Here is a 15848-nt window from a genome sequence, read left to right on the forward strand (position 1 = left end):
GCCGTGGCGATAAGATTTACGGATCACTGACTATATGACAGGATATTTTAACGCCATCCCGACGACGAGGAGTACAAGTGACTGCGACCCAGGAACCTGTCTCGCCAGCCGCCGACACCTTCGACCAGCCGTACGACTACCGGAGGACGGAGCTGGTCGAGCCCGACTGGCGCCGCTTCCCCGGCTGGTCCGAGGTCACCGAAGCGGAGTGGCGTGACGCGCAGTGGCAGCGCGTGCACTGCGTCCGCAACATCAAGCAGCTCAAGGCGCTGATGGGTGACCTGCTCGAAGAGCGGTTCTACGACGACCTCGCCGAGGACCAGCGCGCGATGGCGACGATGTCGATGCTCATCCCGCCGCAGATGCTGAACACGATGGCCCCCGACGCGGGTTCGGACACTGCGAAGGTGACCGAGGCCTTCTACGCCGACCCGATCCGCCGCTACATGCTGCCGGTGCGCAGCGACCGCGACACGGAGTGGCCGAGCCACCCGCATTCGGAGCGCGATTCGCTGCACGAGGCGGAGATGTGGGTCGCCGAAGGGCTCACCCACCGGTATCCGACGAAGGTGCTCGCGGAGCTGCTTTCGACTTGCCCGCAGTACTGCGGCCACTGCACCCGGATGGACCTCGTCGGGAACTCGACGGAGCAGATCGACAAGCACAAGCTCACGCTGAAGCCGGTCGACCGCCAGGACGCGATGATCGACTACCTCAAGCGGACCCCTGGCGTGCGGGACGTCGTGGTGTCCGGCGGCGACGTCGCGAACGTGCCGTGGCACCAGCTCGAATCGTTCCTCATGCGGCTGATGGACATCGACACCGTCCGCGACGTCCGGCTCGCGACGAAGGCGCTCGCGGGCCTGCCGCAGCACTGGTTGCAGCCGAAGGTCGTCGAGGGGCTCGAACGCGTCGCGGTCACCGCGCAGCGGCGCGGCGTCAACCTCGCGATCCACACCCACGTCAACCACGCGCAGTCGGTGACCCCGCTGGTCGCCGAGGCCGCGCAAACCGCGCTGAACGTCGGCGTGCGGGACGTCCGCAACCAGGGCGTGCTGATGCGGGGCGTCAACGCCACCCCGGCGCAGCTGCTCGACCTGTGCTTCGCGCTGCAAGGCGAGGCGAACATCCTGCCGTACTACTTCTACATGTGCGACATGATCCCGAACGCCGAGCACTGGCGCGTCGCGGTGCACGAGGCCCAGGACCTGCAGCACGCGATCATGGGGTACCTGCCCGGCTACGCCACCCCGCGCATCGTGTGCGACGTGCCCTACGTCGGCAAGCGCTGGGTGCACCAGCTCGCCGAGTACGACCGCGAAAAGGGCATCTCGTACTGGACGAAGAACTACCGCACCGGGATCGAGCTGGACGACCCGGAGGCCTTGCAGCGCCGTTACCCTTACTACGACCCGATTTCCACCCTCCCCGAAGCGGGCCGCCGCTGGTGGGCCGAGCAGGGTTCCTGACCCCGCTCGGTGGGCCCCACCGAGCGGGGCCCACCGGAATTCCGGCTGCCCGCAGCGCGTGCTCGACAGCGTGATGCCCGCTGGGAACGCTATGGTGTTCCTGTGACCGCAGCCGCCGAACAGCCACCTCAAGCTCCGGAGCCCGGCGAGTTCGACTCGCCCAAGGCCATCCGGCTGGCGCTGCTGCCCGAAGAGCGCGGCGATTTCGATCAGGCTTACCAGCGGGCCCTGCGGGACGCCGGTGAGACCCTCAGCCTCGAAGGCTTGCACACGACACTCGCGCACTGGACGCTGATCGCCCGGCAGACACAAGCGGATCCCGGTGCGCATCGTCGGATGCTTCAGCAGGCGGCCAGGACGTTGCGCACTGGCGAGCCGCCTACCGGAGCCGTCGACTGGACGGATCTGAAGCGGGAACTAGGCCTGTCGTAACCCGATGCCCGCCGGGTAAAAGATTTCGCGGGCGCGGGCGGCCTGGTCGAACAGGGCGGCGGGCTCCGGGAAGTTGGCGTCGTGCTCGATGACGACGGTCGCGGGGCGGCAGCGCGCCGCGACGACCGCGGCCAGGTCCCACACGGGTTCTCCGACAAGTTCGGAATGCGAGTCGTGCAATCTGCCGCCCGCCTCGAAGCCACCGGCGAGGTGGATGTGGGCGACGCGGTCGAGCGGCAGGTCGCCGAGGCAGCGGTCGACGTCAAGGCCGTGGTTCGCCGCGTTGATGTGCAGGTTGGTCACGTCGAGCAGCAGCAGCGCGTCCGCTCGTTCGACGACCTCGCCGAGGAACTGCGCCGGGGTGAACTCCGTGGAGGGCAGCTCCAGCGAATAGGTGATGTTCTCCAATGCGAGCGGCACACCGAGCGCGTCCTGCGCGTACCGCACGTTGTCCACCGTCCGCGCGAGGCTCGCGGCGGTCAGGATCGGCGGGCAGAGGTGGCCGGTGTCGAGTCCGGGCAGGCTCGTGACCGCGAGGTGCTCGCTGTAGTACTCGGCACCGGTCACCGCGACCACGTCGGCCAGTCCCGCCAGGTACCCCGGATCGGGGCGGCCGGGTGAGGCGACCGACAGCGCGAGCCCGTGCGGCACCGCGGGAATGTCCGCGACGAGCGCGCGGAGTTCGTCCAGTTCACCGGGGCGCAGCCAGTGGTCGGCGATCACTTCGACCACGTCCACGCGGCCGGGTTCGGCGCGCAGGGCGTCGATCAGTGGGCGCCGGTACCCGATGCCCGCGCCGCGCACCCCCAGTTCGGTCGCGCTCGTCATTCCCACTCCTCGTCCCGTTCCCCTGCCAAGCGCCACAGCGCGCAGGCCCGGCACGCGAGGCACCCGTCGGCCTCCGGCGCGGGCTCGCCGCCGAACAGCACCGAAACATCCACAATGGACAGTTCGGCCGGGCTCGTCATGCCGCGACCGCCCGCAGCACGGCGGCTCCGACGAGCTGTGCCACGGTTTCGCCGACGGCGTCGCCGCCGCCCGCCGCGAACGCGCCGATGGTCCGCGGTTCCCTTGCCGCGTCGATCAGCTCGGCCGTGGCCTCGCCCACCTTCAGCACGACCGGAAGCCCGCCCCGCGGCGAGGGCGCGGTGACCGTCCGGCACGGTTCGCCGGGATCGTCCAGCGAGCGCGTGCCAGCCACCAGGCCCACCACGTCGCACGAATGCCGCTGCGCCACCGTCGAAGCCGGTGTCCAGACCACAGTGGACGGTTCCAGCCGGGGTCGCGGCGGCGGCACCGCCGTCGCCACGCGCCATCCCGCGGCGCCGCGGGCGGCCCCCACGGCGCGTTCGAAGCGGCACACGTCACCGGCGTACCACGGCACGTCGGCGAATTCCCGCGCGGTGGCCGCGACGAACTCCACGAACTCCGCATCGCCCGCGCGCTCGACGTCGTTGGGGCGCGGCGGGCGCAGTTCCACGAACCGGTCCACGACCGGGGTCGCCGAACGGGACAGGAGTTCGACGGTACGGGGAAACCGGCGGCGGAGCATTTCCCTGCGCTTCGCGGCCAGTTGCCTGCCGAACTCGGCGAGCGATCCGCCGTCGAGCCCGCACAGCATCGCCCGTTCGTCCTCGTCGAGCACGAACTCGTCGAGCAGCGGTCCCGGCTGGTGCACGAGCCGCCAGCGGACCGAGCGGTTCAGGTACGCCTGCACCAGAACGTAGTGCGCGTCCTGGATGGTCACGGTGCCTCCCGGCCCCGCGCCGGGGCCAGGAGGCCCCGGCGCGCGATCGTCGTCAGCCGCCGCACCAGCAGGTGAGGTCGGTGTCCTCGTCGGTGACGCTCAGCCCGAGCTCGACCTGCTGCACGAGAAAATCGGGCTCCGCCGCCACCGGATTCTTTTCCTCGAGTAGAACCGCGCCCATTTCCGATTCCTTTCGACAAAGGCAGAAGAAAGCGAGAAATCACTACTTCAAACCGAGCGTAACAGCGGGCACGGAAACCCAATATCCGCAAAATTGCGGATATTGCCTGCGCTCACGCACCGGATTCGCCGTCGAGCGGTTCTCGCAGCACCTCGAACCAGCGCCGCGCCAGTGCGGGCACCGCGTCCTCGTCGAACAGCGCACGCGGCCAGAACCAGCGCGCCGCCAGCCGCGGCCCCGCTTCGCGGTCCTCGACCGCGACGGTCAGCACCAGGCTCCGGTTCACGCGGGCACCCGCGTCCGCGGAGCCGCCCATCGCCGAGCCCTCCTCGCCCGTCGGTTCCCAAAAGGACTCGCGCTCCCCCACGGCGAACCGGCCGAGGTAGTTGACCGCGATGCGCGGGTCGCCGAACGCGGCGAGCTCCGGCCCGGTACGCGGGTTCAGGTAGCGCAGCAAGCCGTACCCGATCCCGTTGTCCGGCAACGATCCGAGCCGCTCATGGACCCCGGTCGCGTCATCGCCGCCGTCGAGCACGAACGGGAACTGCGCGGTGAACCACCCGACCGTGGCGGACGGGTCCACGCCGTCGGCCAGCGCCTCGCGGCCGTGCGCCTGCAGATCGACGACCACGCGGGCGTCCCGATCACCGCACCAGTCGCCGAACGCGATCCCGAACGCGGCGTACAACACGGCACGCAGGTCGAGGCCGGTTTCGGCGGGCACGCGCAGGAGCCGCTCCGTCTCGCGTTCGGAGAGGTCGAGCGCGAAGGACGACGCCGACGCCATCGTGTCGCGGCCAGGAACGACTGGTGGCACGTTCGCCGTGCCACAGCTGAGTTCGCGCCACAACGCGAGTTCGGCCTCGCGCTCCGGGCGCCGCGCTTCCCACCGGAGGTGGCGGGCCCATCGCCGGTACGAGGTGCCGGTCGCACGGCCCGCCGGGCGTTCACCGGCGACGACCGCTTCGTAGGCGCGGGCGAGGTCCGGCAGCAGGACGCGCCACGACACACCGTCGATTACGAGGTGGTGCACCTGGATGAGCAGCCGCCCCGCGTGCGCCGGGCCCGCGTCGAACCACACCGCGCTGAGCAGTACACCGCGACGCGGATCGAAATCGCGCTGCCGTTCCGCCGACGCCGCGCGCAACGCCGCGCTCCAGTCGAACCCCGGGCCAGCGTCGACGGGCACGCGCGCGAACCGGTCCGCGGCGCGGACCGAACCGGGCGGTCCCACCAGGAGCGTCCAGCGCGACGGTTCCGGCCGCAGCCACGAGCGGAGCGCGTCGTGTCGGTCCACAACGGACTGCAACGCGGCCACCAGGTCGCCGGCCCGCGCACCGGGTGGCACCCGCACGGCCATGGACAGGTGGTAGGCGTCGATCGGGCCGCCGTCGGCGCGCAGCCGCGCGATGATCGGCGTCAAGGGCACTTCGCCGACGCCGTCGTCGTCCCGCTCGGCCGGCGCGGTTCCGCCGGGTTCCACGGTCGCCGCCAGCGCCGCGACGGTTCTGGCCGCCAGCACGTCGCGCGGGCGCACCACGATCCCGGCCGCCCGCGCGGCTTCAGCGAGCCGGATCGACACGATGCTGTCGCCGCCGAGCGCGAAGAAGTCGTCGTGCACACCGAGTTCCGGGACGCACAGCACGTCGGCCATGAGCCGCAGCAACGTCGCTTCGGCCTCGGTGCGCGGCGACGCCCCGCCCGCGAGTGAGCCGAGGTCCGGTGCGGGCAGCGCGGCCCTGTCCACTTTCCCGTTCGGTGTCAGCGGGATCGCGCCGAGCGGCACGAACGCCGACGGCACCAGGTGTTCCGGCAGGTGCGCCGCCGCCCACTCGCGCGCGTCGCCCGGTTCGCCGGTCAGGTAGGCCACGAGCGTCCGGTGTCCCGGCCGGTCCTCGCGGACGGCCGCCACCGCGCCGGTGACCCCCGGCATGGCGACGAGGGTCGACTCCACCTCGCCGAGTTCGATCCGGAACCCGCGCAGCTTCACCTGGTGGTCTGCCCTGCCCTCGTAGCACAGGCCCCGTTCGGGGGTCCACACCGCGAGATCGCCGGTCCGGTACAGGGTCTGCCCGGTGCCTGCCGGATCGGCCACGAACCGGGCCGAGGTGAGTCCAGGGCGGCCGAGGTAACCGCGTGCGAGCCCCGGTCCCGCGACGTACAACTCGCCGGTGACCCCGGGCGGCACCGGGCGCAGGAACCCGTCCAGCAGGCGCAGTCCGAGATCGTCGAGCGGTTCCCCGATGCGGCTGTGCGCGGTTTCGCCTTCGGCGTCGCCCGCGGTGAGGGCGAGATGCGTGACGTGCACGGTCGTCTCGGTGATGCCGTACATGTTGATCAGCCTCGGCGAGTCGTCCGGATGCCGGGCGTACCAGTCCCGCAGCAGGCCGAAGTCCAGCCGCTCGCCGCCGAACACCACGTACCGCAGCGCGAGCCGTGCACCCGAGGCCGGGTCACCGCGCTCTGCTTCGACGAGCCGCGCGAACGCCGACGGGGTCTGGCTCAGCACGGTCACGCCCTGATCGGCGAGCAGGCGCAGGAACTCGGCGGGGTCCCTGGTGGTGTCGCGCAGGACCACCACCAGGCTGCCGCCGTGCAGCAGCGGTCCCCACAGCTCCCACACCGAGAAGTCGAACGCGAGGGAGTGGAACAGCGTCCACACGTCCTCGGGTCCGAAGTGGAACCGCGATGCCGTGCTGTCGAACAGCCGCAGCACGTTCCGGTGGGTCACCACCACGCCCTTCGGCTTGCCGGTCGACCCCGAGGTGTGGATGACGTACGCGCAGTCGCCGCCGCGCGCGGGGTCCAGCCGGTCCGCGTCGGTGAGGTCGCCCGCGTCGAATCCCGGCGCGTCCACCCGCACCGCGGCGACCTCCGTCCGACCGTCCAGTTCGGACATTCGGCCGCTGCCGTCGGTGACGAGGCACACCGGGCGCGCGTCGGTGAGGGTGTACCGGATGCGCTCGGCCGGGTACGCCGGGTCCACCGGGAGGTAGCCCGCGCCGGTCTTGAGCACGGCGAGCACCGCGGTCACCAGGTCCGCGGTCCGTTCGAGCGCGACCGCGACGAGCCGCTCCGGCCCGGCGCCCCGCACCACGAGGGCCCTCGCGAGCTGGTTCGCCCTGGCGTTCACCTCGGTGTAGGTGAGCTTCCGCCCGGCGTCCACCAAGGCCACCCGGTCGGGGCTGCGCCGCGCCTGCGCCTCGAACCTGGTCACGAGGGTTTCCTCGGCCGCGAGCGCCGTCGGCGAGGCCGCTTCGAACGGGAGCGTCGCCGTCGCGCCGAGCGGCAACGACGCCACCGATGTCGTACCGGGCAGCTCGGTCAGCAGGCGGTACACCGCCTTGGCCGCCGCGCGCACCACGTCCGCGGGAACCAAGCCGGGCCGGTGGTGGAAGCCGATCCGCAGGGCCTCGCCCGGTACCGCGACGACGGTCAGCGGGTAGTGGTTGACGTCGTGCGGGCGCAGCGCGGTGACGGTGAAATCCGTGGTGGCGTACCGCTCGGACGGGTCCAGCGGGTAGTTTTCGAACACCAGCAAAGTGTCGAACAGCTCCCGCAGCCCGGTTTCGCGATGGAGGTCGCCGAGACCTATGTGCTGGTGGTCCAGTACCGCGATCTGTCCATCTTGGACCCGTCTGACGAGATCGGCGAACCGCTCCCCCCGCCGGATGCGCACCCTGGTCGGCACGGTGTTGATGAACGGGCCCACCATCTCCGCGATTCCCGGCAGCTCGGCGGGGCGTCCGGACACGGTGGTGCCGAAGACCACGTCGTCCCTGCCGGTGAGCCAGCCGAGCACCACCGCCCACGCCGCGTGCACGACCGAGCTCATGGTGGCACCGTGTGCGTGGCCGAACGCTTCCAGCGCGCCGGTCTGCTCCGCGGTGAGCGCCACCGGCACCTCACGGACCTCCGCGCCGTCGCCAGGCCGCGCCAGCAGCGTCGGACTGTCCACACCGGACAGCTCCGCGCGCCAGACCGCGAGCGCGCCGTCGCGGTCGCGGGCGGCCAGCCACCGGAGGTAGCGGTCGAACCCGATCGGCGGCGCCAGCCCCGCACCCGTTTCGTCGTCGTAGAGCGACAGCAGCTCGCGTACCAGGAGCGGCATCGACCAACCGTCCACCACCAGGTGGTGCAGGGTCAGCGCCACCAGCCACCTGCCCTCGCCCACCCGCTCCGCGGCGCAGCGCACCAGCGGGGGCACCGCCACATCGAAACCCACCTCGTCTTCGGGCACCGCCACATCGTCGACGACGACCGCGAGCGGCTCCCCTTCGGCGCCCACCACGAACGCGGACCGCAGCACCACGTGCCTGCGCAGCAACGCCTCGACCGCCGCTCGCAGCTTCCGCGCGTCGACCGTGCCCGCCACCTCGATCGTCAGTCGCACCAGGTAGTCGGGCGAAGGGCCGGGCGCCGAATGCACGAGCAGGCCGCGCTGCAACGGCGTCAGCGCCCACACGTCCCGCACCGACGGGTACGCCCGTTCGAGCACGTCGATGTCCGAAATGGACACCCGGGCGAGCGGGAAGTCCACCGGGCTGTGCCCGCCGTGACCACGCCGCACGTGCTTCACGAGCCCGCGCAGTGCGGTGAACCAGTGGTCGGCCAGCGCGCGCGTGTCGGCCTCGGTCAGCAGCGCGCTCGCCCACGACCATTGCGCGACGAGCCGCAGCCCGTCCGGCCGGTCCTCGGCCATCGCGTTCACCGCGATCGCCTGCGGCAACGGCATCGACGGATCCGCGCCACCGCCAAGGGGCCCCGCGCCGGGCGCGGGCGCGAAGTCGCCGCCACCAGGCATCGGGAACCGCCCGAGGTAGTTGAACCCGAGCTGCGGCGGGGTCACCACGATCTCGGGGTGCGGGCCGTACCGCAGGAGGCCGTAGCCGATCCCGTGCTCCGGTATCGCCGCGAGGGTCTCCTTCACCCGCCGGATCACCTGCCCCAGTGCGGGCCCGCCCTCGGCGACGTCGTCCCAGGCGACCTCGCCCGGAACGAGCCGGACCGGGAACTGCGTGGTGAACCAGCCGACGGTTTCGCTGTGGTCGATGTCGGGGCCGAGCTGTTCGCGTCCGTGCCCTTCCAGTTCCACCACCACGCCGTCGTGCTCGGCGAGGCCGCGCTCATGGCGCCATTGCCGCACCGCGAGCGCGAGCCCGGTGAGCAGGATGTCGTTCACGCGCGCGTGGTAGGCGGCGGGAACGGTGGTCAGCACCGGCTCGGTCAGCTCGGCCGGCAGGGTTACCGCGAGCGCACCCGCGGTGCCCATGGTGTCCGTGCCGGGGTCAAGCGGGCGCGCGGTGATCCGCGGCTCACCTGGATCGTCCATTCCGGACCACAACGGCACCTCGCCCGATCGCGACTCCGCGTGCGACGCCAGCAAACCCGCCCACCGCCGGAACGACGTGCCGCGCGGCCGGTTCGCGACTTTCGCCGGATCCTGGCATGCCTCGGCGAGTTCGGGCACCAGCACGCGCCAGCTCACGCCGTCGACCGCCAGGTGGTGGATCCTCAGCAGCAGCCTGCCCTGCTCCCGCTCGCCCGCGTCGAACCACGTCGCGTGCACGAGCCTGCCCTCGGCGGGATCGAACGCGGCCGCGCGGCGCGGCACGTCCTCCGCGCGATCGGCAAGGGAAACCTCCGCGACGACCGCTCCCGGCGGCAGGATCTCGGCGGTGTCACCGGTCAGGCGCGTCCGCAGCGCGCCGTGCCGGTCGAGCAGTACCTGCAGTGCGGCGGTCAGCCGGTCGAGGCTGAGCCCCGCCGGGGTGCGCAGGTCGACGGATTGGTGGAACGAGCCGACAGCGGACGGGCCGAGGCCGGTCAGCCAGCGCATGATCGGGGTGAGCGGGACCGGCCCGTGGTCGATGTCTTCGCGCGCACCCGATTCGGTGTCCGAGCGGGCCGCGACCTTCGCGAGTTCGCGCACGGTGCGGTGTGTGAAGACCTGGCGCGGCGTGAGCACGAGACCTTCCGCGCGGGCCAGTGACGCCAGCCTGATGGCGAGCACGCTGTCACCGCCAAGCACGAAGAAGTCATCTTCGGCTCCCACGCCCGCACGACCGAGCGCGGTCCCGAATGCTTGTGCCAGAACGGTTTCCCTGCCCGGTTCCGGGGCGACACCCACGGCTCCGGTCTCCGCGGCCTCCGGTGCGGGCAGCGCCTTGCGGTCGACCTTGCCGCTGGAGGTCAGCGGGAGTTCGGGCAGGACCACGACCACCGAGGGGATCAGGTAACCCGGCAGCACGCCGGTGAGCGCCGCCCGCACCGCGTCACCGTCCATTTCGGACTCCGTGGCGAGGTGGGCGACGAGCCTTGGCGCACCGGACGCGTCCGGTGACGCCGTCACGCACGCGGCGGACACCTCCGGCAACGCCGTCAGCGCGGCCTCGACCTCGCCGGGTTCGATCCGGTAGCCGCGGATCTTCACCTGGTGGTCCGCCCTGCCGACGTGGTGGAGCATCCCGCGCTCGTCCCGCCGGACCAGGTCTCCGGTCCGGTACAGGCGCGAGCCGGGCACGCCGAAGGGATTCGCCACGAACCGCTCCGAGGTCAGCTCCGGGCGGTTCAGATAACCGCGGGCGAGCTGGACCCCGCTGAGGTACAGCTCCCCCACGACGCCGACGGGAACGGGGCGCAGGAACGTGTCGAGCACCGCGCACCCGGTGTTCCACACCGGTTCCCCGATCGGCGGCGCGCTCTCGGGTTCGTCCGCTCCCGCGGTCCACGCGGTCACGTCGACGGCCGCTTCCGTTGGACCGTAAAGGTTCCACAGCCTTGCGGGCAGGATGGCACGTGCCGCCGCCGCGACGTCGGCAGGCAGCGCCTCACCGCTCGCGATCACCTCACGCAGCGTTCGGACGCCCGCCGCGGCGGGATCTTCGAGGAACGCCCGCAGCATCGACGGCACGAAATGCGCCACCGTGACCGATTCCGCGTCGATGAGCCCGGCGAGATAACCGGGATCGGTGTGCCCGTGCGGTTCCGCGATCACCAGCGCGGCCCCGCTCGCGAGGGTGCCGAAGATCTCCCAGACGGAGACGTCGAAGGTGGTCGGCGTCTTGTGCAGCACCCGGTCGCCGTCACGGATGTGGCCGCGGTTTCGCATCCACAGCAGCCGGTTGAGCAGCGCGCGGTGCGAGACCACCACGCCCTTCGGGTGACCGGTCGAGCCGGAGGTGTAGAGCACGTAGGCCGCGCTGGCGCCGTCGATCCGCGTCCCGGAATCCGCCTCGTCGCCGCCGGTGCTTTCGCTGCCGTCGACCACGAACGCCGGGTCCGCCTCGGCGAGGATCCGCCGCGTCCGTTCCTCGGGTGCGCCGGGGTCGAGCGGAACGTACGCAGCGCCCGCCTTCATCGCCGCCAGCGCCGCGACCACGAATCCGGTGGAGCGCGGCAGGTTCACCGCGACCACGTCCTCGTCGCCGACTCCCGCTTCGCGCATCGCTCCGGCGAGCCGGTTCGCCAGCGCGTTCAGGTCCGAATAGGACAGTACGGCGCCGCCGTCGACGATCGCGGTCCGCTCCCCTTCTTCCGCGGCCAGCCGTTCGATGAGCGCGACGACGTTCGTGTCCGGCAACGGCACCGCCGAGGGTTCCGGCACGGACGGCCCGAAGGTGATCGCCGCGAGGGACCGGTCGCTCGCGTCCGGCAGCTCGCCGAGCAGGTGCCGCATCGCATCGGCGGCCTGGCGCGCCAAGGAACGCGGGACGGCGCCGGGGCGGTACGCGAACCGCATCTCCACCACGTCGGCCGCCGCGACGAGCACGCACAGCGGGTAGTGGTTGACGTCGTCGAGCTCGAGTCCGGTTACCGCGAAGTCGCGAGTCTTCGCCCACGCGGCGGCGTCGACGGGGTAGTTCTCGTGGACGAACAGGGTGTCGAACAACTCGGGTTTCCCCGCCGCGCGCTGGATGTCGGCGAGGCCGAGGTACTGGTGGTCGAGCAGCGCGGTGTACTCGGCTTGCACACGCCGGAGCAGCCCGGCGACCGGCTCCCCCGCGTCGAGCCGCACTCGCGTCGGCACCGTGTTGATGAAGGGCCCGATCATCCGGTCCGCGCCGGGGAGCTCCGTTGGCCGATTCGCGACGGTGGTGCCGAAGACGACGTCGTCCCTGCCGGTCAGCCAGCCCAGCACCAGTGCCCACGCGGCACGCAGGACGGTACCCGTGGTCACCCCGTGCGCGCGGGCGAACGACGTCAGCCGCGCGGTTTCCCGTTCGGCGATGATCACCGTCTCGTTGACCACGACGCCGTCCTCCGCGCCGCGGGCACCCACCAGCGTCGGCTCGTCCACATCGGACAGCGCGGACGCCCACGCGGCGAGTCCTTCCGCGCGGTCGCGGGCCGCGAGCCAGGAAAGGTAGGTGTCGAACCCGACCGGTTCCGGCAGCGGCTCGTCGTCGTAGAGCGCCATCAGCTCGCCCAGCAGCAGCGGGAGCGACCAGCCGTCCAGCAGCAGGTGGTGCAGCACCAGTTCGATGCGCCACCGCCGGTCCGCGCCGGTCACCGCGCAGCGCGCCAGCGGCGGCACCGCGAGGTCGAACCCGGCACGGCCGCCGCGCTCGGTCGTCACCGGGACCGTCACGTCCGCGGCGATGATCGCGAACGGGTCGCCGCCACCGAGTACGAATCCCGAGCGCAGCACCGCGTGCCGCCGGAAAACCGCGGTCAACGCCACGGCGAGGCGGTCGGTGTCGAGCGCGCCCTCGATCTCGAGGGTCGCGGTCACCAGGTAGTCGTCCGCACCCGAGATCGCGTGTACGAGCATGCCGCGCTGCAACGGCGTCAACGGCCACTCCGAACCGGTTTCCGCTCGCGCCACCGGGGAAGGCGGCGCATCGGGAAGGGCCGCAGTCGCGACCGCCGCCATCGCGGCCACCGTGGGTTCTTCGAACACCTGCCTGCTGGTGAGCCTCAGCCCGGCCGCGCGCGCCAGCGAAACCAGCCGCAGCACGAGAATGCTGTCGCCGCCCAGCTCGAAGAACGAATCGTCGACGCCGAAATCACCGGTGCCGAGCACGTCCGCGACCACCTCGTGCAGCGTCCGTTCCGCGGCGGTGCCCGGGGCGCGGCGCTCGGCGCCCCTGACCACCTCAGGGCGCGGCAACCGGGTCCGGTCGACCTTTCCGTTGGTGGTGAGCGGAAAGCTCGGCAGCACCACGACGCGCGACGGAACCAGCGCGGCGGGCAGGGTCGCCGCCACCGCCGCGAGCACCGCGGCCTCGTCCGGGCCGTCATCGCCGACGACCACGTAGCCGAGCAACCGGTCGGTGCCCGCGCGGTCGACCACCACGACGGCCTGCGCCACGCCCGGCACCGCGCCCAGCGCGGCCTCGATCTCGCCGAGTTCGATCCGCAGCCCGCGGATCTTCACCTGCGCGTCGGCCCTGCCGAGGAATTCCAGCCCGCCGTCGGGGAGGCGGCGGGCCAGGTCGCCGGTGCGGTAGAGCCGGGAGCCCGGCTCGCCGAACGGGTTCGCGACGAACCGGCCCGCGGTGACGGCCCGCCGGTTCAGGTACCCCCTCGCCACCCCGCGGCCACCGAGGTACAGCTCACCGCGTGCGCCAGGCGGCGACGGCCGCAGGGCGGCGTCGAGCACGTAGGCGGTGGTGTTCGGGATCGGCGTCCCGATCGACGGGGCGCCGTCTCCGGTCACCGGTCCTTCCGTGGTGGCGAAGATGCTCACTTCCGTCGGACCGTAGCCGTTGTGCACCAGGGCCCGGCGCGCCCACTTCGCGGCCAGTTCCGCGGGGAACGCCTCGCCGCCCACCAACAGCGTCAGCCCAGCCGGAACGTCGGCGGGATCGACCGTGGCGAGCAATCCCGGTGTGAGCGTCAGATGGGTGATGCGGTGTTCGGTCAGAGCACCGGCGAGGTCCGCCCCCACCGGCTGCGGGCCACCCGCGCCGAGCACGAGGGCCGCACCGGTGCACAACGCGCTGATCATCTCGGAGACGGACACGTCGAAGGTCGGCGCGATGAGCTGGAACACGCGGGATGCCTCGGTGACGCCCAGTGTCGTCCGCTCCGCGAGCACCACGCTGGCGAGTCCGCTGTGCGGCACGACAACGCCTTTCGGCCGGCCCGTCGAACCGGACGTGTAGATCACGTAGGCGGCGGTCGTGCCCGGCAGGTGGCCCGCGCGCTTCGGCGCCGCCGGGGAAACCGTGCCGAGTTCCGCCACCACAGCCGCCTCGTCCAGCACCAGCGGGCTCTCGCCACCGTCCCGGCAGACCTCGGCCGTGTCCGCACGGGCGACGACCAGGCAGGGCGCGGCGTCGTCGAACAGGGACCTCACCCGCGCCCGGGGATGAGCGGGATCGATCGGGAGGTAGGCGGCTCCCGCCTTCCACACCGCGAGCACCGCCACGACGAAGTCCAGCGACCGCGGCAGCACCAGCGCGACCAGCCGCTCCGGGCCCGCGCCCCGCGCGATGAGCAGGCGCGCCAAGCGGTTCGCCTCGGTGTCGAGTTCCGCGTAGGTCAGCTCGCGATCGTCGGTCACCACCGCGGTCCGCTCCGGGCCGCGGCGAACCTGCTCCTCGATCAGTTCCGCCACCGTGGCGTCCGGCACCGCGGCGGCGGTGTCGTTGACCGTCCGTACCGCGAACCGGCGCTCCGCGGGTGTCAGCAGCTCCACCCGGCCCACCGGGCGATCCGCGCCTTCGAAGGCCACCGAACGAACCAGTTCGAGGAGGCGCGCGTGGTGGCCGGACACCTCTGGGTCAGCGAACCGGTCCTGGTTGCCGTCCAGCTCGACCCGCAGCCCGGTGCCGTCGCCCCGGTCGTACACGGCGAGCGCGAGATCGTCGATCCATCCGGTGGACAGGTTCGCCGCGCGCGCGGAGGCCGGTCCGAACCACAGGTGATAGTCGAAGGCCATGATGTTGACCAGCATCGAGAACAACGGTCCGTCGGACGGTGCGAGCCTGCGGATCTCCTCGCCGCGGAACCGCTGGTGCCGAAGGACTTCCGCGATCTCGGCGTCGGCATCGCGGGCGAGGTCCGCGATGCGCCGTCCCGGCCGGACGGACAGGCAGACCGGCAGGGTGTTCGCCAGCATCGCGGGCGTGTGCCGCGGGACCACGCCGCGGCGGGCGGCCGCGACGAGTCCGAGCACGACCGCGCGCCTGCCCGTCATGCGGTACAGGTACGCGGCGGTGAGCGCCAGGAGCATCGCGGGCCGGCGCACGCCCGCCGCCGCGCAGGCCTCGTCGAAACGCCGGAGTTCCCCGGCGTCGAGGCTGCCGGACCGCCGCCGGAACGCGTCGCCCGGTTGCACGTCGGCGCCCAGCGACACCGGTTCCGGCAGCTCCCGCACGCGCGCCGCCCAGAACTCGCGGTCACGCGCGAAATCCGGGGACTCGCGGTATTCGCGTTCGTTGTCGAGCACGTCGCGGACCGACCCGAACCCGCACGGCGGCGGTTCCGCCCCCGACGCCATCGCCGTGTAGACCTCGGCGACCCTGCGGGCGATCAGGGATGTGCTGTACCCGTCGAGCAGGATGTGGTGGTACCGGCTGTACCAGATCCACCGCGCGGCGCCGGTGCGGAAGATCGCGTAGCCGTGGAGCGGCCCGGGTGCCAGCGGTTTCGTCATGTCCTCGTGCATCCACCGCACGGCCGCCTCCTCCGGCCGCGGGTACGCGCGCAGGTCCTCGATCCGTACCACGACCTGGTCGTCGCACGGCACCGGGCCTTCCTCGGTCAGTGCCAGGTGCAACGCGTCCGTTTCGCCCGCGACGTGCCGCAACGCCACGGCCAGCAGATCGGGGTCGAGGGCGCCCTCGATGATCAGGTACTCGCCCACCTGCCATCTGGCGCTCCCCGGACGCACCGACTGGGCGAGCCACATCTCCCGTTGCCCCGCCAGCGCGGTGCGGTCGAAGTCGGCTGCTTCCCCCATGACTACCCCCGTTTTCGTTGGCCCCCAAGGGAATTCTGCCAGAGCACCGCGACGGGCGAACCCACCAAATTGCTAATGATCTCGTCGCGGAACCCGCACGTGGGCGAA

At 71.9% G+C, this 15848-nt stretch carries 7 protein-coding genes; 2 read left to right on the top strand and 5 right to left on the bottom strand.

Annotated elements, in window-relative coordinates; all coding sequences use genetic code 11:
* Window positions 1-77: 77 nt before the first annotated feature.
* Both HUW46_RS44420 and HUW46_RS44425 read left to right on the top strand, forming a co-directional pair.
* Complete coding sequence (locus HUW46_RS44420) at window positions 78-1469, top strand: KamA family radical SAM protein (protein ID WP_215544636.1); 1392 nt, start codon at window positions 78-80, stop codon at window positions 1467-1469.
* 102 nt (window positions 1470-1571) lie between these two features.
* Window positions 1572-1901 (top strand): DUF6247 family protein, encoded by a 330-nt coding sequence (locus HUW46_RS44425; RefSeq protein ID WP_215544637.1) that lies wholly within the window; start codon window positions 1572-1574, stop codon window positions 1899-1901.
* Here the strand turns inward: HUW46_RS44425 and HUW46_RS44430 are convergent.
* From HUW46_RS44430 to HUW46_RS44445, 5 genes are all read right to left on the bottom strand, one after another.
* The gene (locus HUW46_RS44430; RefSeq protein ID WP_215544638.1) at window positions 1887-2729 is read right to left on the bottom strand and encodes a DUF692 domain-containing protein; all 843 of its coding nucleotides are present in this window, start codon (window positions 2727-2729) and stop codon (window positions 1887-1889) included. The genes HUW46_RS44425 and HUW46_RS44430 overlap by 15 nt on opposite strands.
* A complete protein-coding gene (locus HUW46_RS44435; RefSeq protein WP_215544639.1) occupies window positions 2726-2869 on the bottom strand; it encodes a hypothetical protein in 144 nt (47 codons plus the stop codon). The genes HUW46_RS44430 and HUW46_RS44435 overlap by 4 nt, the downstream gene beginning before the upstream one ends.
* A complete protein-coding gene (locus tag HUW46_RS44440) occupies window positions 2866-3648 on the bottom strand; it encodes a hypothetical protein (RefSeq protein ID WP_215544640.1) in 783 nt (260 codons plus the stop codon). The genes HUW46_RS44435 and HUW46_RS44440 overlap by 4 nt, the downstream gene beginning before the upstream one ends.
* Before the next feature lie 52 nt (window positions 3649-3700).
* Window positions 3701-3829 carry a hypothetical protein gene (locus HUW46_RS48855; protein WP_256451407.1) on the bottom strand — a complete coding sequence of 43 codons (129 nt, stop codon included), beginning with the start codon at window positions 3827-3829 and terminating at the stop codon, window positions 3701-3703.
* Window positions 3830-3941: 112 nt separating this feature from the next.
* The gene (locus HUW46_RS44445; protein WP_215544641.1) at window positions 3942-15740 is read right to left on the bottom strand and encodes a non-ribosomal peptide synthetase; all 11799 of its coding nucleotides are present in this window, start codon (window positions 15738-15740) and stop codon (window positions 3942-3944) included.
* Window positions 15741-15848 lie beyond the last annotated feature (108 nt).

It is taken from the genome of Amycolatopsis sp. CA-230715, assembly GCF_018736145.1.
GTDB lineage: Bacteria > Actinomycetota > Actinomycetes > Mycobacteriales > Pseudonocardiaceae > Amycolatopsis.

Bases quoted from the DNA above. Each gene is read 5' to 3' on its own strand.
- HUW46_RS44430 (WP_215544638.1), bottom strand. From the start codon at position 2,729: ATGACGAGCGCGACCGAACTGGGGGTGCGCGGCGCGGGCATCGGGTAC.
- HUW46_RS44435 (WP_215544639.1), bottom strand. From the start codon at position 2,869: ATGACGAGCCCGGCCGAACTGTCCATTGTGGATGTTTCGGTGCTGTTC.
- HUW46_RS48855 (WP_256451407.1), bottom strand. From the start codon at position 3,829: ATGGGCGCGGTTCTACTCGAGGAAAAGAATCCGGTGGCGGCGGAGCCC.
- HUW46_RS44445 (WP_215544641.1), bottom strand. From the start codon at position 15,740: ATGGGGGAAGCAGCCGACTTCGACCGCACCGCGCTGGCGGGGCAACGG.